Below are 19,788 nucleotides of genomic sequence, written 5' to 3' on the forward strand. Positions count from 1 at the left end.
CACCCCCGTACGAAGCCGTGAGGCCCGGCACCCCTCGGGGTGCCGGGCCTCACGAACGTCCGAGGCCACCCGCCCGGGGTGACTCCCGCTACGCGGGCTGCCGCTTGCGCTGCGCCGCCCAGAACCACTTCTGGGCCATGAGCGTGAGCGTGCCGGCGACCACGATGCCGAGCAGGTTGAACAGCAACTGCTTGGTGGAGCCCCAGGTCTGGCCCATGTCGCCGTAGCTCAGGGCCACCGCGGCGTTCGCGGCGGCCGGGACCGTCGTCACGGAGATCGCTACACCGACCAGGGCCCCGGACTTCGCCGAGGTCAGCGACAGCATGCCGGCGGCGCCCGCGAGCACCGCGACGACGAAGGAGAACCAGTCCGGGGCGTAGACGAACCCGGTGTTGGGACGCGCGCCCTCCAGCTTCGCCTCGCTGAACAGGCCCACCGCGTCCATGAACAGGCTGAAGAGCACCGTCACCGCCATCGCGATCGCGAAGCCGGCCAGCAGCGCCGTCAGCGAACGCAGGGCGAGGCGTCCGCCGCGCTGCACGATCGCCGTGCACAGCCCGGCCAGCGGGCCGAACTCCGGCCCCACGGCCATGGCGCCCACGATCAGCACCGCGTTGTCGAGCACCACACCGCACGCCGCGATCATCGTGGCGATCGTGATGAACGCGACGTAGGTGACCGACAGCGTCGACTCCTCGTGCGTGGCCTCCTCCAGGTGCTCCCACAGCACCGCGTCGACGCCCTCGCCCGGGGCCTCGTCCTCCGCCTCGTCGGCGCGCCGCGACAGCGACAGGTCGATGTCCTCGACCGCGATCGAGCCCGTACGGTCGATGCCCAGGTCGCGCAGGCCGCCGACGAGTTCGTCACCCGCCTCCCGGGCGACGTCGCACATGACGACGTCACCCGCCGGGTTGCGGGCGGCGCCGGGAAGGACGACGAGGTGCGTGGTGCCGACGGTCTCGTCGATCAGGCGCACGACGTCGTCGGTCCGGTCCGCGGGAGTGATCAGGCGCAGGTGCAGCATGGCCGCAGACTAGCCGCCGCCGACGGAGGGCCAGCAGGGGCTACGGCTCGACCGCAGGGGCTACAGCTTGCGCAGGCTCAGACGCTGGACCTTGTGGTCCGGTCCCTTGCGGACGACGAGAGTCGCCCGGCCGCGGGTGGGGGCCACGTTCTCCAGCAGGTTCGGCTTGTTGATGGTGCGCCAGGTCGTCCGGGCGTAGTCGAGGGCCTCCTCCTCGGAGACCTGGGTGTACTTCCGGAAGTACGAGTCGGGCTTCTGGAAGGCCGTCGCGCGCAGCTTGCGGAAGCGGTTCAGGTACCAGCGCTCGATGTCCTCGGGGCGGGCGTCGACGTACACGCTGAAGTCGAAGTAGTCGGCGAGGCCGACCCGCGTGCGGCCGTCCTTGCCGGGCAGGGCCGGCTGGAGCACGTTCAGGCCCTCGACGATGAGGATGTCGGGGCGGCGCACGGTGAGCCGCTCGCCGGGGACGATGTCGTAGATCAGGTGCGAGTAGACGGGCGCGGTCACCTCGTCCTTGCCCGCCTTGATGTCCGCGACGAACCGGGTCAGGGCGCGGCGGTCGTACGACTCGGGGAAGCCCTTGCGCGACATCAGCCCGCGCGCTTCGAGGTCCTTCGTCGGGAGCAGGAAGCCGTCCGTGGTGACCAGCTCGACGCGGGGGTGCTCGGGCCAGCGGGAGAGCAGCGCCTGGAGCAGTCGGGCCACGGTGGACTTGCCGACGGCCACGGAACCGGCGACGCCTATGACGAACGGGGTGCCGGACTGCGAGCCCTTCTCGCCGAGGAAGGTGTTCAGCGCGCCTCTGAGCCCGTCCGTGGCGCCGACGTACAGGTTCAGCAGCCGGGACAGCGGCAGATAGATGTCCCGCACCTCGTCGAGGTCGATGACATCGCCCAGACCGCGCAGCTTCTCGACCTCCTCGGCGTTCAGCGGGAGCGGCGTCTTTTCGCGCAGCGCGCTCCACTCGGCACGGGTGAGGTCGACGTAGGGAGTCGCCTCCGGCTTGGACCGGTGGGCGCTCCGCGGCAACGAGGAGACCGGAGAGATCACAGTCCATTGTTACGGGAGTATGGACAGGATGGAGGGTGGGGTCCGTCACGCCAGGTGACAGCGGGGGCCGACCGGGGCCGGTCGGGGCACAGGCCCGAGTCGGCCCGTCGGGGCCGATCGGGGGCCGAGGAGCCCACGGGAGCCTCCGAAAGGCGGCCGGAATTTCCGATATCGGGCACGGTGAGCCTGATTTCGGCGGGCGGATGATCGTACGCTGCCGCCATGTGCGGAATCGTGGGATATGTGGGGTCGCAGCCGGCGCTCGACGTGGTGATGGCCGGACTGAAGAGGCTCGAATACAGGGGATACGACTCGGCCGGCGTCGCCGTCCTCGCGGACGGGGGACTCGCCGTCGCGAAGAAGGCCGGGAAACTGGTCAACCTGGAGAAGGAGCTGGGCAGCAGACCGCTGCCGTCCGGCACGACGGGGATCGGGCACACCCGCTGGGCCACCCACGGCGGCCCCACCGACGCCAACGCCCATCCGCATCTCGACAACGCGGGCCGGGTCGCCGTCGTCCACAACGGCATCATCGAGAACTTCGCCGTGCTCCGCGACGAACTGACCGAGCGGGGGCACGACCTGGCCTCCGAGACGGACACCGAGGTGGTCGCCCATCTGCTCGCCGAGGAGTACTCCTCGTGCGCGGACCTGGCGGAGGCGATGCGGCTGGTGTGCCGGCGTCTGGAGGGCGCGTTCACGCTCGTCGCCGTGGACGCGGACGAGCCGGACGTGGTCGTCGGGGCCCGCCGGAACTCGCCGCTGGTCGTCGGTGTCGGCGAGGGCGAGGCCTTTCTCGCCTCGGACGTCGCCGCGTTCATCGCCCACACCCGGTCGGCGATCGAGCTGGGCCAGGACCAGGTGGTCGAACTGCGCCGCGACGGAGTGACCGTCACCGGGTTCGACGGCAGCCCCGCGGACGTCCGTTCGTACCACGTCGACTGGGACGCGTCGGCGGCGGAGAAGGGCGGCTACGACTACTTCATGCTCAAGGAGATCGCCGAGCAGCCCAAGGCGGTCGCCGACACCCTGCTGGGGCGGATCGACGCGGCCGGTTCGCTGCGGCTCGACGAGGTGCGCATCCCGGTGCGGGCGCTGCGCGAGGCCGACAAGGTCGTCATCGTCGCCTGCGGGACCGCCTTCCACGCCGGCCTGATCGCCAAGTACGCCATCGAGCACTGGACGCGCATCCCGTGCGAGGTGGAGCTGGCCAGCGAGTTCCGCTACCGCGACCCGATCCTGGACCGGCAGACGCTCGTCATCGCCATCTCGCAGTCCGGCGAGACCATGGACACGCTGATGGCGCTGCGGCACGCCCGCGAGCAGGGCGCCCGGGTGCTGGCGATCTGCAACACCAACGGCTCGACCATCCCGCGCGAGTCCGACGCCGTGCTGTACACGCACGCGGGCCCCGAGGTCGCCGTCGCCTCCACCAAGGCGTTCCTCACCCAGCTCGTGGCCTGCTACCTGGTGGCGCTGTACCTGGGCCAGGTCCGCGGCACCAAGTGGGGCGACGAGATCCAGGCCGTCATCCGCGAACTGTCGCGCATCTCCCGCGAGGTCGAGCGGGTGCTGGAGACCATGGAGCCCGTACGGGAGCTCGCGCGCTCCCTCGCCGACAAGGACACCGTGCTGTTCCTCGGCCGGCACGTGGGCTATCCGGTCGCGCTCGAAGGTGCCCTGAAGCTCAAGGAACTGGCGTACATGCACGCCGAGGGCTTCGCGGCGGGCGAGCTCAAGCACGGGCCGATCGCGCTGATCGAGGAGGACATGCCGGTGGTGGTCGTGGCCCCCTCGCCGCGTGGCCGCTCGGTCCTGCACGACAAGATCGTCTCCAACATCCAGGAGATCCGGGCCAGGGGCGCCCGCACGATCGTCATCGCGGAGGAGGGCGACGAGGCCGTCGTCCCGTACGCCGACCACCTCATCCGTATCCCGGCCACGCCCACCCTGCTCCAGCCGCTGGTGTCGACGGTCCCGCTCCAGGTGTTCGCCTGCGAACTGGCGACGGCCCGGGGCAACGAGGTGGACCAGCCGCGCAACCTGGCGAAGTCCGTGACGGTGGAGTGAGCGCGGCCGCCGTGCGCGCCCTCTAGGGTGCGGACATGAGCATCATCGGGGTCGGTATCGACGTGGCCGAGATCGACCGGTTCCGGGCGTCGCTGGAGCGGACGCCCGGGCTGGCCGAACGTCTCTTCGTGGACAGCGAGTTGCTGCTGCCCAGCGGCGAACGGCGGGGCGTCGCCTCGCTCGCGGCCCGGTTCGCCGCCAAGGAGGCGCTCGCCAAGGCGCTGGGGGCCCCGGCGGGACTGCACTGGACGGACGCCGAGGTCTACGTGGAGGACAGCGGACAGCCCAGGTTGCGGGTGAAGGGCACGGTGGCGGCCCGCGCGGCCGAACTGGGCGTGTCCTCCTGGCACGTGTCGCTCAGTCATGACGCCGGGGTGGCCTCGGCGGTGGTGGTGGCGGAGGGCTAGGGCCGCCGCCCGCTCTGCCGTGGACGGGCCCGCCGGTCCGCGCGGCCCGGGGCGCCGCTCCATCCGGTGCGGGGAGCGCGCGCGGGGCGTGCCGGTGCGGGAGACTCGGCGGCATGCGTACTGCGTACAGCGTGGAGACCGTGAGGACCGCCGAGCGGGAGCTGATGGAACGGCTCCCCGAAGGAGCGTTGATGCAGCGGGCGGCCGCCGGGCTCGCCGCCGCCTGCGCGGATCTGCTGGGCCGGGTGTACGGCCGCCGGGTGGTGCTGCTGGTGGGCAGCGGGGACAACGGCGGCGACGCCCTGTACGCCGGGGCGCGGCTGGCCCGGCGCGGGGCCGGTGTCACCGCGGTGCTGCTCGCTCCCGGGAGGACCCACCCGGGCGGACTCGCGGCGCTGCTGCGCGCCGGGGGCACCTCGGCCCCGCCCGCGGACGCCGAACCGCTGCTGCGGCGGGCCGATCTCGTGGTCGACGGCATCGTCGGGATCGGCGGCAGGGGCGGACTGCGGCCGGACGCGGCGCGCCTCGCCGAACTCGCGCACGCCTCACGGGCCGCCGTCGTCGCCGTCGACCTGCCGAGCGGGGTCGAGGCGGACACCGGGGAGGTGCTGGGCGCCGCCGTCCGCGCCGATCTCACCGTCACCTTCGGCACCCACAAGCCGGGGCTGCTCATCGAACCGGCGCGTGGGTACGCCGGTTCCGTACGCCTCGTCGACATCGGGCTCGACCTGCCGGAGCCGGCCGACGTGGAGGCGCTCCAGCACGCCGACGTCGCGGCCCGGCTGCCCTTTCCGGGCGCCGAGAGCGACAAGTACCGGCGCGGTGTCGTCGGGATCGCCGCCGGGTCCGCCCGCTATCCCGGGGCCGCGGTGCTCGCCGTGGCCGGGGCGCTGCGCGGCGGTGCCGGGGCGGTGCGGTACGTGGGGCCCGCCGCGGACGCGGTGATCGCGCGTTTCCCCGAGACGCTGGTGTCCGACACGGGGCCGTCGAAGGCGGGGCGGGTGCAGGCCTGGGTGACGGGTCCCGGGGCCGGGGACGACGCCTCGGCGGTCGCGGAGGTGCTGGAAGCCGACGTGCCGGTGCTGGTGGACGCGGACGGGCTGCGGCTGGCAGACCGGGGGGCCGTACGGGCCCGCACCGCGCCGACGCTGATGACTCCGCACGCCGGGGAGGCCGCCGCGCTCCTCGGGGTCGCCCGCGAGGCGGTGGAGGAGGCCCGGCTGGCCTCCGTACGGGAACTGGCGGGGCTGTACGGGGCGACGGTCCTCCTCAAGGGGGCGACGACCCTGGTCGCCGATCCCACGGGCGGCGCGGTGCGGGTGAACGCCACCGGGACGGCGTGGCTGGCCACCGCGGGGAGCGGGGACGTGCTGTCGGGGCTCGCGGGGTCGCTGCTGGCCTCGGGGCTCTCCGCGCTCGACGCGGGCAGCGTCGCCGCCTACCTGCACGGACTCGCCGGCCGCTTCGCTGCCGACGGCGCCCCCGCCGGCGCCCACGACGTGGCCGCGGCCCTCCCCGAGGCCTGGCGAGACACCCTCGACTGACCCCGACCCACGCTCGGGCCCGGCCTGCCTTCGGCCTCCGCATGCCGTGGGCGTTGCCCAGATCGGGGGACCCTTTGCGTGTGGCGTCTCCGGGGGGCCCGGGGTTTTGCGTATGTCTGTTCGCGTGATGAGCAGACGAAGTGCCTGGCGGGGGATCGCGGTGCTGCTGGCGGTCGTGACGGCCGTGCCCGTGGGGGCGGTGGCGGCCGCGTCCGCTCCGCTGTCGGCCGTCTCCGGACGGACCGCCGAGCCGTGGCCCGGCGCGGCGAGAGGCCCGCACCCGTCCTGGCCGGACCGGCACCGGGGCGACCTGATGCCACCGGCCCTCCCGGCCCCCGTGGCCCCGCCCGCCGCGGAGCGCGGCCTGCGGGGCACACCCCGAGGCTGGGAGACACCGTTCACGACCACGCCGCTCGGCTCCGAGCCGCTCACGTCCGCGACTCGCGGGTCGGCGCCCCTCACCTCCGCGACTCGCGGGTCCGAGCCGCTCATCTCCGCGACCCGCGGGTCCGCGTCGGTCGGGGCCAGCGCGGGCTCGGGCAAGTCGGGGGCGGGTGCCTCGGGTGGGCGAGGGCCCGGGCGGTGTGCCGGGGGGCCCGGGACGTACCAGCGGGAGGTCGAGCGGGGGTTGAGGCTGCGGGTGGACGGGGTGCAGTCGGCGAGGGACTGCCGGGCCATCCGCGCCTTCCAGCGCAAGCACGGCGTGAAGCCCGCCGACGGGACCGCCGGACGGGCGACCTGGGCCCGCGTGCGGGCGCTGTCGGCCCGCGAGGCCCCGCACCGGCGTGCTCCCCGCGGCTGCCCGGCCCGCTCCTACCGGGTCGCCTGTGTCGACCTCGCCCACCAGCGCACCTGGGTGCAGCAGCGGGGCCGGATCCTGTACGGCCCGGTGCCGATGCGCAGCGGCAGCGTCCGGCACCCCACCCGCACCGGCTGGTTCACGATCTACTGGCGGCACCGGCACCACCGGTCGACCCTCTACAACAGCCCCATGCCCTACGCCCAGTTCTTCAGCGGCGGACAGGCCTTCCACGCCGTGCGCGGCAGCATCCGCACGGTCGGCGGCTCGATGGGCTGCGTGAATCTGCGGCCCGCCGACGCCCGCGGACTCTGGAAGGTCCTCAGGAAGGGCGACCGCGTCTACGTGTGGGGCCGACGGCCCCGCCACTTCAGCCGCTGAGCGCCCGGGAGGGAGTTCTCCCCGGGCATCCGGCCGGTCCCGGGCCGCGCACCGGCCGCTCCCGGGGACCGGTGCCGGGAGGCCGCCGTACGCCTCTGAGAGACTGGGGCGCGATGACAGAGACAGCACACCCGCGGACGGCGCCCCTGCGCGCCCGCGCGGAGATCGATCTGGCCGCCCTGCGAGCCAACGTGCGGGCCCTGCGTGCCCACGCGCCGACCGCGGCCCTGATGGCCGTGGTCAAGTCCGACGCGTACGGCCACGGCGCGGTCCAGTGCGCCCGCGCCGCGCGCGAGGCGGGCGCCACCTGGCTCGGCACGGCCACCCCGGAGGAGGCGCTCGCCCTGCGGGCGGCCGGCCTGCCGGGACGCGTCATGTGCTGGCTCTGGACCCCGGGCGGCCCCTGGGCCGAGGCGATCGAGGCCGACATCGACGTGTCGGTCAGCGGGATGTGGGCGCTGCGGGAGGTCGTGGCGGCCGCCGAGTCCGTCGGGCTGCGGGCCCGGGTACAGCTCAAGGCCGACACCGGCCTCGGCCGCGCCGGCTGCCAGCCCGCCGACTGGGCCGAACTCGTCACCGAGGCCCTGGCCGCCGAGGCACGCGGACTGATCACCGTCACCGGACTCTGGTCCCACTTCGCCTGCGCCGACGAACCGGGCCACCCCTCGATCCAGGCCCAGCTCGCGCTCTTCCGCGAGATGGTGTCGTACGCCGAGGAGCAGGGCGTACGCCCCGAGGTGCGGCACATCGCCAACTCGCCGGCGACCCTCACCCTCCCCGAGAGCCACTTCGACCTCGTACGGACCGGGATCGCGGTCTACGGGATCTCGCCGAGCCCCGAGCTCGGCACCCCCGCCGACTTCGGGCTGCGTCCGGTGATGACGCTGAGCGCGTCGCTCGCGCTGGTCAAGCACGTACCGGCAGGGCACGGCGTGAGCTACGGCCATCACTACGTCACCCCGGGCGAGACGACCCTCGGCCTCGTCCCGGTCGGCTACGCGGACGGCGTCCCGCGGCACGCCTCGGGCACCGGCCCCGTCCTGGTCGGCGGCAAGTGGCGTACGGTCGCGGGCCGGGTCGCGATGGACCAGTTCGTCGTCGACCTCGGCGGCGACGAGCCGGAGCCCGGCGCCCGGGCCGTCCTGTTCGGTCCCGGCGACGACGGCGAGCCCACCGCCGAGGACTGGGCGCGCGCGGCGGGCACGATCGCGTACGAGATCGTCACCCGCATCGGAACCCGCGTTCCGCGCGTCTACGTGAAGGTGAAAGAGGAACAAGACGGGTAGCACCCTGTAGTCGAACAGGCGCGCGGAGCCCGGCGAGCGAGGATCGGTGGGCGGCACACGGCGGGCGGGAGCCCGGTCGGCGCGCGTGCAGCCCAGAGCCGACAGCGAACCCAGCGGACAGCCGAGAGCCGGAGCGAAGAGGAGCGGGACGTGAGCGAGACCAGTGCGGAGGCTGTCGTGAGCGCGGCCTCGACGGCCGTAGCCTCCGCCGGGAACTGGCGACGGGCCGGTGTCGCCGGCGCCGCGATAGGCGTGGTCGCGGCGGGCGCCGCGGCCGGAGTGGCGATCGAGCGGCTCACGGTCGGACGCGGCATGCGCAAGAAGGCCCGTCTCGCCCTCGACTCCACCGGCCCGTACGGCTCCCTGCGCGGCACGCCGGGCAAGGCCTACGCGGACGACGGCACCGAGCTGTACTACGAGGTCGACGAGGCCGAGCCGGAGGCCTCGCTCGCCCCGCGCCGGCGCCGGCTCTTCGGCCGCAAGGCACCCGCCCCCGTCACCGTCGTCTTCAGCCACGGCTACTGCCTCAACCAGGACTCCTGGCACTTCCAGCGCGCCGCCCTGCGCGGTGTCGTGCGCACCGTGCACTGGGACCAGCGCAGCCACGGCCGGTCCGGGCGGGGGGTCGCCCAGTTGGAGGACCGCAAGCCGGTCACGATCGACCAGCTCGGCCGCGATCTGCTGGCCGTCATCGAGGCGGCGGTGCCCGAGGGCCCGATCGTGCTCGTCGGGCACTCCATGGGCGGCATGACCGTCATGGCCCTGGCCGAGCAGTTCCCCGAGCTGATCCGCGACCGGGTCGTCGCCGTCGCCCTGGTCGGTACGTCCTCGGGGCGGCTCGGCGAGGTCAACTTCGGGCTGCCCGTCGCGGGCGTCGCCGCCGTGCGGCGCGTGCTCCCCGGTGTGCTGAAGGCGCTCGGGCAGCAGGCGGCCCTGGTGGAGCGGGGGCGGCGGGCCACGGCCGACCTGTTCGCCGGGGTGATCAAGCGGTACTCGTTCGCGGGCCGGGACGTCGATCCGGCGGTCGAGCGGTTCGCCGAGCGGATGATCGAGGGCACGCCGATCGACGTGGTCGCCGAGTTCTACCCGGCGTTCACCGAGCACGACAAGGCCGCCGCGCTGGCCCGTTTCGCCGAGATGCCCGTCCTCGTCCTCGCCGGGGTCAAGGACCTGGTGACACCGAGCGAGCACAGCGAGGCGATCGCCGACCTGCTGCCGGACGCCGAGCTGGTGCTCGTCCCGGACGCCGGACACCTCGTCATGCTGGAGCACCCCGAGGTCGTCATAGACCGCCTCGCCGACCTCCTCGTGCGGGCCGGAGCCGTGCCGGCAGGGGCTACCGTGGGTGGCTATGGAAGCACCAGCAGCAGCGCACAACCCGGCTGAGCCCGCCCAGGACGGCGTCGGCGTGCAGATCACCGTCAACTCTCCCGAGCAGATGAAGGAGTTGGGCCGCAGACTGGCCAAACTGCTGCGCGCGGGCGACCTCGTGATGCTGAACGGCGAGCTCGGCGCGGGCAAGACCACGCTGACCCGCGGACTCGGCGAGGGGCTCGGCGTCCGCGGCGCGGTCACCTCACCGACCTTCGTCATCGCCCGTGTGCACCCCTCCCTCGGTGACGGGCCGCCGCTCGTGCACGTGGACGCGTACCGCCTCGGCGGCGGGCTCGACGAGATGGAGGACCTCGACCTCGACGTCTCGCTCTCCGACTCCGTGATCGTCGTGGAGTGGGGCGAGGGCAAGGTCGAGGAGCTGACCGACGACCGGCTGCACGTCGTCATCCACCGGGCCGTCGGGGACACCACCGACGAGGTGCGGCATGTGACGGTCACGGGACTCGGACGGCGCTGGGCCGCCGCCGACCTGACGGTCCTCGCCGCCTGACCCCTTTCACCTTTCACCGGCGCGCGACCCGTGTTCGTCCGCCGCCCGACCCGCGTTCGTCCACCGCCCGACCCGCCCGCGTGCGCGGTCCGGGCGGCGCTCGCTCGTACATTCGGCCAACGTTTCCGACAGGACGTCGGCAAAACGTTGCGTTCGGTGTCCCGGCCGTGGTCACATGGACATCAGTACGTGGTTAGGTCTACCTAACCACGCTTGCCCCCGGAGCCCGAGGAGGCGTCCATGTCGGCATCGGAGTCGGCCGCAGTGCCTGCTTCAGAACGTGACGTGACGGCCGCGCCGCGCGCGGTGGCCGGGGTGTCGATGAGGGATCTGCTGGCGGCGTGCGCCGCGGCGGAGGCGGTCTCCAGGCCGCCCCGGGCCCCTCTGGGCGACCCCGACGCGCAGAGCCCGCGCAGGGCTGCCTGACGCGGGCTGCCTGACGCGTACACGGGGCGTTCGACGCCGCCGCCCGGTCGGCCGCCCCGACGGTTCGAGCGGGCCCCACGAGTCGGACGCGGCGCCTCAGGCGCTCGCGCGGGGCCGCAGCGAGCCGGACGCGGCGCCCCTCACGCTCGCGCGGAGCCGGGCGCCGTCGCCGCTCGTCACTTGACGACGACGACCTTCGCGCCGACGGTCGCGAACGCCCACATCGCGTCGCCGTTCGCGCGCGAGGCGCGGATGCCGCCGACCTTCTTCTCGGGGTCGGGGGCCTCCGTGGAGCCGCTCACCGCGGCGCTGAAGCCCACCGAGACGCTGTCGACCTCCGTGAACCGCACGACGTGCTCGATCTGCGTCCCGTCGGACCCGGGGGTCGCTCCCGTCCGCGACGTGACGGCGTACGTGCCGACGGCCGGGTCGACCGTGCCCGGGGTGACCCCGAAGGTGCGCTTCACCTTGTTGCCCGCGCCGACGAGCCAGACCCGGTCCGCGCCGGTCGAGTAGACGACCCGCACACCGGAGCCGGACGCGGCCGGCAGCGCGGCGGGGTCCTTCTTGGCCCTGGGCGCGGCCTTGGAGGCGGAGGGCTCGGCCGACACGCTCGCGGCCGGCTTGCCCAGGGTGTCCGGTACGTTCGCGGATGCCTGGAAGGCGAGGAAGCCGACTGCCGCGAGCGCCGCCACGGTGAGCCCGGCCACGATTCCCGAGCTGCTCCTAGCCACCTTGTGTGCCCACCTCTCGACCTTCGTACGTCCTTGCGCTGACGGTAGCAGCCGAGGGACGGGAGTCCCGGGCGGCCTTGCGTCGGGCTCCGGCGCCGTACGCTGTTTGCGTGCTCTTGCTCGCTCTGGATACCGCCACCCCCGCAGTGACCGTCGCCCTGCACGACGGCACGTCCGTCATCGCCTCGTCGAGCCAGGTGGACGCGCGCCGGCACGGAGAGCTGCTGCTGCCGGCCGTCGACCGGGTGTTCGCCGAGGCAGGCCTCAGGCTGGACGCCGTCACCGGCATCGTCGTGGGCGTCGGCCCCGGCCCCTACACGGGGCTGCGCGTCGGCCTCATGACCGCCGACACCTTCGGAGTCGCGCTCGGCGTGCCCGTGCACGGTGTCTGCACCCTCGACGGGCTCGCCTACGCCGCCGACGTGGAGGGGCCGTTCGTCGTCGCCACGGACGCCCGGCGCAAGGAGGTCTACTGGGCGCGGTACGCCGACCGCCGTACGCGGCTGTCGGAGCCCGCCGTGGACCGCCCCGCCGAGATCGACGGGACGGTCACCGCGCTGCCCGCCGTCGGCGCCGGCGCCCTCCTGTACCCCGACACGTTCCCGGACGCCCGCGCTCCCGAGAACGTCTCGGCCGCGGCCCTCGCCTCCCTGGCCGCCGAGAAGCTGGCCGCGGGCGAGGAACTGGAGCCGCCCAGGCCGCTGTATCTGCGCCGCCCGGACGCCCAGGTGCCCAAGAACTACAAGGTGGTCACCCCCAAGTGACCGCCGTGCTGCGCGAGATGCGCTGGTGGGACATCGATCCCGTACTGGAGCTGGAGAAGGAACTCTTCCCCGTTGACGCCTGGTCCCGGGGCATGTTCTGGTCCGAACTCGCCCACGCCCGGGGGGCGGAGGCGACCCGGCGCTATCTGGTCGCCTGCGACGGTGACGCGCTCGTCGGCTACGCCGGGCTCGCCGCCTCGGGAGACCTGGGCGACGTGCAGACGATCGCGGTGCGGCAGGACCAGTGGGGCACGGGCCTCGGCGGCCGGCTGCTCACCGAACTGCTGAGGGCCGCGAGCGACTTCGACTGCGCCGAGGTGATGCTCGAGTGCCGCGTGGACAACGTCCGCGCGCAGAAGCTGTACGAGCGCTTCGGCTTCGAGCCCATCGGCTTCCGGCGCGGCTACTACCAGCCGGGGAACATCGACGCCCTGGTGATGCGGCTGCACGACCCATCGACCTCCGTACAAGGAACAGAGACCCATGGCTGACGAACCCCTCGTCCTCGGCATCGAGACCTCCTGCGACGAGACCGGCGTCGGCATCGTCCGCGGCACGACCCTGCTCGCCGACGCCATCGCGTCGAGCGTCGACGAGCACGCGCGCTTCGGCGGCGTCGTCCCGGAGGTCGCGTCCCGCGCGCACCTGGAGGCGATGGTCCCGACCATCGAGCGGGCGCTGAAGGAGGCGGGGGTGTCGGCCAGGGACCTGGACGGCATCGCGGTCACCGCCGGACCCGGGCTCGCCGGGGCCCTGCTCGTCGGGGTCTCCGCCGCGAAGGCGTACGCGTACGCGCTGGGCAAGCCGCTGTACGGCGTGAACCACCTCGCCTCCCACATCTGCGTGGACCAGCTCGAACACGGCGCGCTGCCCGAGCCGACGATGGCCCTGCTGGTGTCCGGCGGTCACTCCTCGCTGCTGCTGTCCACCGACATCACCTCCGACGTACGCCCGATGGGCGCGACCATCGACGACGCGGCCGGCGAGGCGTTCGACAAGATCGCGCGCGTGCTGAACCTCGGCTTCCCGGGCGGCCCGGTCATCGACCGGTACGCCAAGGAGGGCGACCCGAACGCCATCACGTTCCCGCGCGGTCTCACCGGGCCGCGCGATCCCGCCTACGACTTCTCCTTCTCCGGTCTCAAGACCGCCGTGGCCCGCTGGATCGAGGCCAAGCGGGCGGCGGGGGAGGAGGTCCCGGTGCGCGACGTGGCCGCGTCCTTCCAGGAGGCCGTCGTGGACGTGCTCACCCGCAAGGCCGTCCGCGCGTGCAAGGACGAGGGCGTCGACCACCTCATGATCGGTGGCGGCGTGGCCGCGAACTCGCGGCTGCGGGTGCTCGCCCAGGAGCGCTGCGAGGCCGCCGGGATCAGGCTGCGGGTGCCGCGCCCCAAACTGTGCACGGACAACGGCGCCATGGTCGCCGCGCTGGGTGCCGAGATGGTCGCCCGCAACCGGGCCGCGTCCGACTGGGACCTGTCGGCGGACTCCTCGCTGCCGGTGACGGATCCGCACGTGCCGGGGCGCGGGCACGCGCACACGCACGATCACGTGCACGAGGTCGCCAAGGAGAACCTGTACCCGTGACCGTCGCCGTGATGTGGGAGGCCCGGGCCGCCGCCGGCCGGGGCGAGGACCTGCTCGCCTGGGTGCGGGGGCACAAGATCCCCGGGAGCCCGACGCGCCAGGAGATCCTCCGGGCCCCGCAGGACCGGGTCCTCGTCATCACCTGGTGGGAAGCGGAGTACCACGCCGAGCTTCCCGAACTGCCGGACCCCGACGACGATTTGGTCTCCCGGGCCGTGCACAGGTGGCGCTTCGAGTCGGTGGGCTGACGAACGGCCGAACGGCCGGTGTGTCCCGTGCGGGCACAGGACACACCGGCCGGCCGCCGGGTCAGGACACCTCGGCGACCTCGGTCTCGCAGCGCAGGCGCCGGTCCGTGCCCAACCGCCGTACCGGACCCGTCAGACGCAGCCGGGCCGTGTGGCGCACGTCCGCGCTGGAGGCGGCGAGCCGCAGCTCCAGGGCGCCCGGTTCGACGATCCGGGTGCCGGCGCGGTCGGTGAAGGCCGAGAGGTCCGCGTGGAAGCGGAAGGTCACCCGGCGGGCCTCGCCCGGTGCCAGCTCCAGCCGCCGGTAGCCGATCAGCCGCACGTCAGGCCGGGTCACCGAGGCCACCGGGTCGTGCAGATAGAGCTGGACGACCTCGGCACCCGCGCGCTCGCCGGCGTTGCGGACGGTCACCGACACGTCGTATGAGCCGTCGGTGCCGATCTCCGCCTCGGGCACCTCGGCCGCCTCCCAGGCGAACGACGTGTACGAGCGGCCGTGGCCGAACGGGTACAGCGGTGTCGGGTCCAGGTTGCTGACCTCGCCCTTCAGGCCCAGCGGCGGCTGGAGATACGTCCATGGCTGGCCGCCCGGGTCGCGCGGCACGCTCACCGGCAGCCGGCCCGACGGGCCGACCCGGCCGGACAGTACGCCCGCCAGCGCGGGGCCGCCCTCCTCGCCGGGGAAGAACGCCTGGACGACGCCGCCGAGACGCTCCTGCCAGCGGCCCAGCGCGTAGGGGCGGCCGGTGAGCAGCACCAGGACCACCGGGACCCCCGTGGCGACCAGGGCGTCGAGGAGCTCGCCCTGCACGCCCGGCAGGCCGAGGTCGGCCACGTCGCAGCCCTCGCCCGAGGTGCCCCGGCCGAACAGCCCGGCGCGGTCGCCGAGCACCGCCACGCACACGTCGGCCTCGGCGGCCCGCGCCACGGCCTCCTCGAAACCGGACCGGTCCGGCTCGGAGACCCCGCAGCCCTGCGCGAACGTCACCTTGGCGTCCGGCAGTTCGGCGCGCAGCGCGCCGAGCACGGTCGGGATGTCCACACCGGTGGGCACCTCGGGGTGGTGCGCGAGCACGTGCGAGGGGAACGAGTAGCAGCCGAGCATGGCCAGCGGGTCGTCCGCGCGCGGGCCGATCACCGCGATGCGGGTGTCCGGGCTCAGCGGCAGCACGCCGTCCGCGTTGTCCAGCAGGACCACCGACTCCTCGGCGAGTCTGCGGGCGAGCGCCCGGTTGCCCGCGGAGTCCAGGTCGACCGGGAGGCCGGTCTCCGGCCGCCAGTCCTCGTCCAGCAGGCCGAGTTCGCACTTCTGGAGCAGCACCCGGCGGGCCGCCCGGTCGATCAGCGCCTCGGGGACGGTGCCGGCGCGGACGGCGGCCACCAGCGGCTCGCCGTAGCACTTCAGCGTCGGCAGCTCGACGTCGATGCCGGCCTCCAGCGCCTTGTGCGCCGCCTCCGCCTCGCTGCCGGCCACCCGGTGCAGGCTCTGGAGGAAGCCGACACCGAAGTAGTCCGAGACCACCGTGCCGGTGAAGCCCCACTCCTCGCGCAGCAGCTCGGTCAGCAGATACGGGTCGGCCGACGCCGGGACGCCGTCCGTGTCGTTGTAGGCGGCCATCACCGACCGGGCGCCGCCCTCGCGCAGCGCCATCTCGAACGGCGGCAGCGTGATGTCGGAGAGCTCGCGCACCCCCGCCCGCACCGGCGCCAGGTTGCGGGCGCCGGCCGAGGCCGCGTACCCGGCGAAGTGCTTGAGCGTGGCCACGATCCCGGCCGACTCCAGGCCGCGGACATAGGCGGTGGCGACGGTGGCGACGAGGTACGGGTCCTCGCCGATCGTCTCCTCCACCCGCCCCCAGCGCAGGTCGCGGACCACGTCCAGGACCGGGGCGAGGCCCTGGTGGACGCCGACCGAGCGCAGGTCGTCGCCGATGCGCCGGCCCAGTTCCTCCACCAGCGTCGGGTCGAAGGTCGCGCCCCAGGACAGCGGGACCGGGTACGCCGTCGCCCGCCAGGCGGTGAAGCCCGCCAGGCACTCCTCGTGGGCGACCGCGGGGATGCCGAAGCGGCCCGCCTCGGCGATCCGGCGCTGGGCGCGGGCAAGGGCCTGCGCGCCCAGCGCCGGGTCCACGGGGGCGGTGCCGAAGGAGCGGGTGAGCTGGCCGAGCCCGCGGGTGATCAGCTCGTCCCAGTCGTACGAGGAGGCCATCTCGCTCTGCAGCGGAGCGACTCCGCCGCCGTCCGTGGCGGCGCCCACCCACACGCCGTACAGCTGGGCGGTCTTCTCCTCCAGGGTCATCCTGGAGAGCAGGTCGTCGACGCGGGTCGCGGCGGGCAGGGCGGGGTCGCGCCAGGGAGCGGTGGTCATGGAACTCCTGTCGGGGAAAGGGGGGTTCGTGCGCCCCTGGTCGTACACGTTCACTTGCCGCCCACACCCATGAGGCCGCCGACCAGCGCGCGGCGGGCCACCAGGTACACGATGAAGATCGGGACACCGGAGAGGACGACGGAGGCGAGGATCGCGGGAATGTTCACGCCGAACTCGCTCACGTAGTTGAACAGACCGAGGGTCAGCACCCGTGGCCCGTCGGACTGGGTGAAGATCAGCGGGAAGAGGAAGCCGTTCCAGGCCTGGAGCGCCGAGAAGATGACGACGGTGCTGATGCCGCCCTTGGCCATCGGGATGACGAGCTGGAACAGCATCCGGGTGGTGGACGCGCCGTCCAGCGCCATCGCCTCGTACATCTCCTCCGAGATGTCCCGCAGCGTGCCGGTGAGGATCAGCACCGACACCGGCATGGCGAACGCGGCGGTCGGCAGGACGATCGCGAGCAGGCTGTCGTAGAGGTTCAGCTTGGCGATCATCAGGTAGAGCGGCACCACGACGGCCTGCGCCGGGATCGCCACGCCCAGCAGGAACAGCCGGAACGCGGCCCCCGACCAGACACTGCGGGTCCGTACGGCCACGTAGGACAGCGGGACGCACAGCACGAGGACGATCAGGACGACCCCGGCGGCCGCCAGCACCGTGTTCCACAGCAGGTGGCCGAAGCCGTTGTGCAGGACGGTGTTGTAGTTGTCCAGGGTCGGACGGGACGGCGGCTTCAGGGCGTTGTGGCCCAGCGCCTCGTCCTGGTGGGTGAGCGAGGCCGAGATCATCGCGTAGATCGGGATGATCACGACGGCCAGCCAGATCAGCGCTCCGGCCCCGGCGAGCGGGTTGGCGCGCCGGGTCCAGTGCCTGCGGCGGGGCGCGGGCCGCCCGGCGGCCGGGGCGGAGTCCGTCTTCACGGGACGGGGCAGAGTGTCGTGCGACATGGCGTCACATCCCTTCCCGGGTACTGCGCATCGCGCCGAAGCCGGACAGCTTCACCATCAGCAGGGACAACGCGGTCGCCGCGAGCACCAGGAAGGAGGCGACGGCGCTCGCGTAGCCGAAGTCGTAGCTCTTGAAGCCGGCCTCGTACATCAGGTACGGCAGGATCGCCGTGTCGGTGCCCGGACCGCCCTGGGTGAGGATCAGGACCGTCTCGAAGTACGTCAGCGAACCGACGATCATCAGCACGCTCGACGTCGTCGCGGTGTTGCGGAGCTGCGGCAGGGTGATCGAGAAGAACTGCCGCAGGCGTCCGGCCCCGTCGATCGCCGCGGCCTGGTAGAGCACCTCGGGGATCTGCCGTGCCCCGCCCTGGTAGATCAGGGTGTGGAAGGGGATGAACTGCCAGCCGCCGACGAACACGATCGCGAGGAACGCGCCGCTGGTCGTGCCGAGGGTGTCCTTGTGGATGATGCCGAAGTTCGGGTCGAGCAGGGCGTAGAACAGCAGCGAGATCGCCGTCGACGACAGCAGGAACGGCACGAAGAAGATCGCCGAGAGCACCGCGCGATTGCGCTGCCGGCCCGCCGCCCAGACCCCCAGCAGCAGCGAGATCACCGTCTGGAACGCCCAGCTCACCACGGTCAGCGCGACGGTGACCGTGAGCGACTGGCCCAGCCGGTCGTCGCTCAGCAGCTTGCGCCAGTTGGCCAGACCGACGGGCTCCGGGTCGCCGAGGCCGTTCCACTTGGTGAACGACAGGTAGAAGGCCAGGACCATCGGGGCGAGGGCGAAGAACGCGAAGAACAGGACGCCGGGAACGGCCAGTGCCGCGCTCGGGCGGCCGGCCCTGTTGCGCCGGGCGGAGCGGGGGCGGCCCGCGTCGTTCCGCGGGCCGCCCTTGACCTGCGTGAGGCTCACTTCAGCTCCTTGAGCGCCGACACGAACTGCGTCGGCGAGGACTTGCCCACGAACAGCTTGTTGACCTCGGTGAGCATCGGCGTCGACACGTCGGGGTCGACCGCCTGGTCCCAGCTCAGCGTGAACGCCGGGGCCTGCTGCACCATCTGGTACTGGAACTTGGCGAACTCCGGGTTCGGCGAGGCGTCCAGGAGGTCCGCCGCGTTCGAGGTGGCCGGCACGTCACCGTTGGCGATGAGCTCCTTGGTGTAGGCCAGGGAGGCGGAGTCCCGCAGGAAGGCGATCGCCGCGTCCTTGTTGGAGGTGTGGGCGTTCACCGACCAGTAGTTGGTCGGGTTGCCGACCACGTTGCGGATGTCGCCGGCGCCGCCCTCGAACTTCGGGAAGGCGCACCAGCCCAGGTTTTTCTTGGCGAAGTCGGGGAACTTGCCGAGCTGCGTGGAGTACTCCCACGAGCCCATCAGGTGCATCGCCGCCTTGCCCTTGGCGAAGACCGCGGGCGCTCCGCCGTTGCCGTAGCCCACCGAGCTGTAGCCCTTGCCGAAGGCGCCGTCGTCGATCAGTTCCTTGACCGTCTGGGCGGCCTTGAGGACGGCCGGGTCGCCCCAGGCGGAGGCGTCACCGTTCTTGATCTTCTCGAAGACCTGGGGGCCGCCGATCCGGTCGACGAGGTACTCCAGCCACATCAGTTCGGGCCAGATGTCCGCCCCGCCCAGCGCGAACGGGGTGATGTTCGCCTTCTTGAGCTTGGTGTTGATGTCCAGCAACTGGTCCCAGGTGGTGGGCGGCTGGAGCTTCTGCTCCTCGAAGACGGTCTTGTTGTAGAAGAGGATCACGGGCTGCATGCCGCGCATCGGCACGCCGTAGTTCTTGCCGTCCAGTCCGCCCGAGGCCAGCACCGACGGCAGGAAGCCGCTCTTGAGGACCGCGTCGGACGTGATGACGTCGGTCAGGTCGACGAGCTGGCCGGCCTCCCGGTAGGCCTTGATGGAGCCGCCGCCCCAGTTGAAGAACACGTCGGGGGCGTTGGGCGAGCCCATCGCCGTGCGCAGCTTGGCCGGGTAGTCGGTCGCGGGCACCTTCTGCAGCTTGATGGTGCCCTTGGCCTTCTTCGCGGCGGCCGAGGCGTTGAACCGGTTGACGGACTTGACCTGGATCTTCGCCGCGTCGTCACCGTAGACGAACGCGGTGAGCGTCCCGTCGGCGCCGGAGCCGCCGCTGGAGCCGCAGGCGGTGAGCCCGCCGACGGAGGCCAGGGCAGCCGTGCCCGCGCCGAGGAACCAACGTCTGCTGTAGGACTCCATAGGACGGCACCTCTCGGTAGGCGCGAAGGATCGCCGATGATC

General features: G+C 72.9%; 18 protein-coding genes. 11 read left to right on the plus strand and 7 right to left on the minus strand.

Annotated features, from left to right (window positions below; all coding sequences use genetic code 11):
* Positions 1 to 88: 88 nt before the first annotated feature.
* Both ACFRIC_RS31955 and coaA read right to left on the minus strand, forming a co-directional pair.
* Positions 89 to 1,024, minus strand: a complete 936-nt coding sequence (locus tag ACFRIC_RS31955; RefSeq protein WP_382793001.1) for a DUF389 domain-containing protein — start codon at positions 1,022 to 1,024, stop codon at positions 89 to 91.
* Between the two features lie 60 nt (positions 1,025 to 1,084).
* Positions 1,085 to 2,074, minus strand: coding sequence for a type I pantothenate kinase (coaA, locus tag ACFRIC_RS31960; protein ID WP_382793004.1), 990 nt, complete (start codon positions 2,072 to 2,074; stop codon positions 1,085 to 1,087).
* Between the two features lie 222 nt (positions 2,075 to 2,296).
* Here coaA and glmS point away from each other — a divergent pair, with 222 nt between their 5' ends.
* From glmS to tsaE, 7 genes are all read left to right on the plus strand, one after another.
* Complete coding sequence (gene glmS, locus ACFRIC_RS31965; RefSeq protein WP_382793006.1) at positions 2,297 to 4,144, plus strand: glutamine--fructose-6-phosphate transaminase (isomerizing); 1,848 nt, start codon at positions 2,297 to 2,299, stop codon at positions 4,142 to 4,144.
* Positions 4,145 to 4,179: 35 nt separating this feature from the next.
* On the plus strand, positions 4,180 to 4,551 hold the full coding sequence (locus ACFRIC_RS31970) for a holo-ACP synthase (RefSeq protein WP_382793009.1): 372 nt from the start codon (positions 4,180 to 4,182) through the stop codon (positions 4,549 to 4,551).
* Between the two features lie 113 nt (positions 4,552 to 4,664).
* A complete protein-coding gene (locus ACFRIC_RS31975; protein WP_382793012.1) occupies positions 4,665 to 6,095 on the plus strand; it encodes an NAD(P)H-hydrate dehydratase in 1,431 nt (476 codons plus the stop codon).
* Positions 6,096 to 6,222: 127 nt separating this feature from the next.
* Positions 6,223 to 7,275: a L,D-transpeptidase family protein gene (locus ACFRIC_RS31980; RefSeq protein ID WP_382793014.1), complete on the plus strand. Its 1,053-nt coding sequence runs from the start codon at positions 6,223 to 6,225 to the stop codon at positions 7,273 to 7,275.
* Positions 7,276 to 7,388: 113 nt separating this feature from the next.
* Positions 7,389 to 8,561: an alanine racemase gene (alr, locus tag ACFRIC_RS31985; protein WP_382793017.1), complete on the plus strand. Its 1,173-nt coding sequence runs from the start codon at positions 7,389 to 7,391 to the stop codon at positions 8,559 to 8,561.
* 150 nt (positions 8,562 to 8,711) lie between these two features.
* Positions 8,712 to 9,947, plus strand: coding sequence for an alpha/beta fold hydrolase (locus tag ACFRIC_RS31990; RefSeq protein WP_382793020.1), 1,236 nt, complete (start codon positions 8,712 to 8,714; stop codon positions 9,945 to 9,947).
* The gene (gene tsaE, locus ACFRIC_RS31995) at positions 9,913 to 10,446 is read left to right on the plus strand and encodes a tRNA (adenosine(37)-N6)-threonylcarbamoyltransferase complex ATPase subunit type 1 TsaE (protein WP_355765753.1); all 534 of its coding nucleotides are present in this window, start codon (positions 9,913 to 9,915) and stop codon (positions 10,444 to 10,446) included. Before ACFRIC_RS31990 ends, tsaE begins: the two co-directional genes overlap by 35 nt.
* A 602-nt stretch (positions 10,447 to 11,048) precedes the next feature.
* On the opposite strand, the gene ACFRIC_RS32000 is transcribed toward tsaE, so the two are convergent.
* Positions 11,049 to 11,606, minus strand: coding sequence for a hypothetical protein (locus ACFRIC_RS32000; RefSeq protein ID WP_382793024.1), 558 nt, complete (start codon positions 11,604 to 11,606; stop codon positions 11,049 to 11,051).
* A 110-nt stretch (positions 11,607 to 11,716) separates the two neighbouring features.
* Here ACFRIC_RS32000 and tsaB point away from each other — a divergent pair, with 110 nt between their 5' ends.
* Genes tsaB through ACFRIC_RS32020 form a run of 4 tightly spaced genes read left to right on the plus strand, consistent with a single transcriptional unit; the run spans position 11,717 to position 14,205 of the window.
* Positions 11,717 to 12,370 (plus strand): tRNA (adenosine(37)-N6)-threonylcarbamoyltransferase complex dimerization subunit type 1 TsaB, encoded by a 654-nt coding sequence (tsaB, locus tag ACFRIC_RS32005; RefSeq protein WP_382793027.1) that lies wholly within the window; start codon positions 11,717 to 11,719, stop codon positions 12,368 to 12,370.
* Positions 12,371 to 12,387: 17 nt separating this feature from the next.
* Entirely contained in the window at positions 12,388 to 12,861 is a 474-nt protein-coding gene (gene rimI / locus ACFRIC_RS32010) for a ribosomal protein S18-alanine N-acetyltransferase (protein ID WP_382793503.1), read from the plus strand.
* Positions 12,854 to 13,957 carry a tRNA (adenosine(37)-N6)-threonylcarbamoyltransferase complex transferase subunit TsaD gene (gene tsaD, locus ACFRIC_RS32015; protein WP_382793030.1) on the plus strand — a complete coding sequence of 368 codons (1,104 nt, stop codon included), beginning with the start codon at positions 12,854 to 12,856 and terminating at the stop codon, positions 13,955 to 13,957. The genes rimI and tsaD overlap by 8 nt, the downstream gene beginning before the upstream one ends.
* Positions 13,954 to 14,205, plus strand: coding sequence for a hypothetical protein (locus ACFRIC_RS32020; protein ID WP_382793032.1), 252 nt, complete (start codon positions 13,954 to 13,956; stop codon positions 14,203 to 14,205). The genes tsaD and ACFRIC_RS32020 overlap by 4 nt, the downstream gene beginning before the upstream one ends.
* A 61-nt stretch (positions 14,206 to 14,266) precedes the next feature.
* Here the strand turns inward: ACFRIC_RS32020 and ACFRIC_RS32025 are convergent, their stop codons facing one another.
* From ACFRIC_RS32025 to ACFRIC_RS32040, 4 genes are read right to left on the minus strand one after another with little or no spacing between them, the layout of a single operon-like run.
* The gene (locus ACFRIC_RS32025; protein WP_382793035.1) at positions 14,267 to 16,573 is read right to left on the minus strand and encodes a glycoside hydrolase family 3 N-terminal domain-containing protein; all 2,307 of its coding nucleotides are present in this window, start codon (positions 16,571 to 16,573) and stop codon (positions 14,267 to 14,269) included.
* Between the two features lie 50 nt (positions 16,574 to 16,623).
* Positions 16,624 to 17,523, minus strand: a complete 900-nt coding sequence (locus ACFRIC_RS32030; protein ID WP_382793038.1) for a carbohydrate ABC transporter permease — start codon at positions 17,521 to 17,523, stop codon at positions 16,624 to 16,626.
* 4 nt (positions 17,524 to 17,527) lie between these two features.
* A complete protein-coding gene (locus ACFRIC_RS32035; RefSeq protein ID WP_382793041.1) occupies positions 17,528 to 18,442 on the minus strand; it encodes a carbohydrate ABC transporter permease in 915 nt (304 codons plus the stop codon).
* Entirely contained in the window at positions 18,439 to 19,746 is a 1,308-nt protein-coding gene (locus tag ACFRIC_RS32040) for an ABC transporter substrate-binding protein (RefSeq protein WP_382793044.1), read from the minus strand. The genes ACFRIC_RS32035 and ACFRIC_RS32040 overlap by 4 nt, the downstream gene beginning before the upstream one ends.
* Between the last annotated feature and the right edge of the window lie 42 nt (positions 19,747 to 19,788).

The sequence above is a fragment of the Streptomyces sp. NPDC056738 genome, assembly GCF_042790435.1.
Lineage (GTDB): Bacteria > Actinomycetota > Actinomycetes > Streptomycetales > Streptomycetaceae > Streptomyces.